The organism is Microbacterium wangyouchuni, from assembly GCF_051546305.1.
In the GTDB taxonomy this organism is placed as follows: Bacteria; Actinomycetota; Actinomycetes; order Actinomycetales; family Microbacteriaceae; genus Microbacterium.
Genome location: NZ_JBPTMA010000019.1, coordinates 1 through 1775, shown reverse-complemented (window position 1 = coordinate 1775; position 1775 = coordinate 1). Strand labels below are relative to the sequence as shown.

Sequence of the window (1775 nt, the reverse complement as noted above, 5' to 3'; positions counted from 1 at the left end):
TGACGCGGCCGTTTCGTCGTCGACCTCGGGCACGAAGCCTAGTGTTCCGTTCACGTGTACTCCGATGACCCGGTCGGGCACGACCTGGGCTATCTCCGGCGCGACGCCCGCCCCGATGTCGCCACCCTGGGTCGCGAAACGGTCGTAGCCGAGCCTGTCCATCAGCTCGACCCAGGCCTCAGCGATCCGCCGCGTCGTCCAACCGCCAGATGTCACGGGGGTTGAGAATCCGAACCCGGGAAGCGAGGGGATGATGACATCGAACGCATCGGATGCGTCACCGCCGTGCGCCGCGGGGTCGGTCAGCGGGCCGATGATATCGAGGAACTCCAGAAATGACCCCGGCCAGCCGTGCGTCAACAGGAGCGGCACCGCCCCGGGCACGCCCGAGCGCACGTGCACAAAGTGGATGACCTGGTCATCGATGACCGTCGTGAACTGAGGGATGTCGTTCAGGCGGTCTTGGTAAGCAGACCAATCGAACGCCTCCCACTTCGACGTGAGCTCCTGCAGGTAGGTAATCGGAACGCCGTCGCTCCAACCGTCGCCGGGAAGCGGCGCCGGGAACCGCACGTCGTGCAGTCGCTGGCGGAGGTTGTCGAGCTCGTGTTCAGAGATGTCGACGCGGAAGGGACTAATTTTCGTTGATTCGCTCATAAATCCATACTCCCGGCCATTGCGGCCATAATACGGCCGCAATTAAGGAGAAGATGGACTATGCCTCGCACCACCGGACGAACACTCGCCCTCCTCGGCCTCCTGCAAGCGCACCGAGACTGGAGCGGCGCCGAATTACAGGCACGCCTCGAAGTGAGCGCCCGCACTCTGCGCCGCGATATTGATGACTTGCGCGGACTTGGCTACGGCATCGACTCAGTGCCCGGAGTCGGCGGCGGCTACCGGCTCGGAATCGGCGCCGCCATCCCTCCACTCGTGCTGTCAGCCGACGAAGCCGTCGCGATCGCCGTGGGATTACGCGCCGCAGCCAGCGCGACGGTGACCGGGATCGAGGATGCCGCCGCGCGAGCACTGGTCAAACTCGAACAGTCACTCTCGTCCGAGACCAGGGAGCGTATCTCGGCAGTGGAGAACGCCATCGTTCCGCTCGGCAGACGAGGAGAGGTGGACCTTGACACCGTCGTTACGATCGCCCGCGCCATCCGAGAGTCTCGCGCTCTGCGAATCGATTACCGGCGCCATGACGGGGCGGAAGTGCGCCGCACCATCGAACCCCATCGCATCGTCCACACGGGCACTCGCTGGTACGTGGTCGCCCGAGATCCCGACCGCGATGCGTGGCGAACGTTTCGACTCGATCGCCTCACCCCAAGTCTGCCGTTAGCCGAGCCATTCGTCGCGAGAGAGATCCCCGACGATGCGGTACGCGAATTCACGACCCAGAGCATCACATCGGCACCTTACCGTTATCACTACCGAGTGCGAATGCACGCTCCTGCCACGGAAGTCGCAGCCCACTTCGGACCCACAATCGCCGAGGTCAAACCCGTCGACGACCACACCTGCGAACTGGCAGCAGGCAGCGGTTCGCCCGAAGAGTTCGCACTCTACCTGGGGATCACTGGAATCGAGTTCGACGTTCTCGAAGGCGACGACCTGCGCGCGACCCTCGCAAAACTAGGCGCGCGCCTCAGTCGAGCCGGGACCTCGAAACCACTCCCGACAGATGAACCATCGTCATGAAGCCACTCATCAAGGTTGGACACTGCGCTGCGTTGGCCGCGGCATCCTCCACAATGGACGAGACGGCTGCGTCG

At 63.9% G+C, this 1775-nt stretch carries 2 protein-coding genes; one reads left to right on the top strand and one right to left on the bottom strand.

The features are described 5' to 3' along the window. The coding region (locus tag ACSS7Z_RS16215) for an epoxide hydrolase family protein (protein WP_438255908.1) at positions 1 to 657 on the bottom strand (657 nt) is incomplete at its 3' end. 60 nt (positions 658 to 717) lie between these two features. Here ACSS7Z_RS16215 and ACSS7Z_RS16210 point away from each other — a divergent pair. Continuing rightward, on the top strand, positions 718 to 1701 hold the full coding sequence (locus tag ACSS7Z_RS16210; RefSeq protein ID WP_438255907.1) for a helix-turn-helix transcriptional regulator: 984 nt from the start codon (positions 718 to 720) through the stop codon (positions 1699 to 1701). The last annotated feature ends 74 nt before the right edge of the window (positions 1702 to 1775 follow it).

What these genes read in the sequence shown, in the direction of transcription:
- ACSS7Z_RS16210 (WP_438255907.1), top strand. Translation starts at nt 718, where the DNA reads ATGCCTCGCACCACCGGACGAACACTCGCCCTCCTCGGCCTCCTGCAA.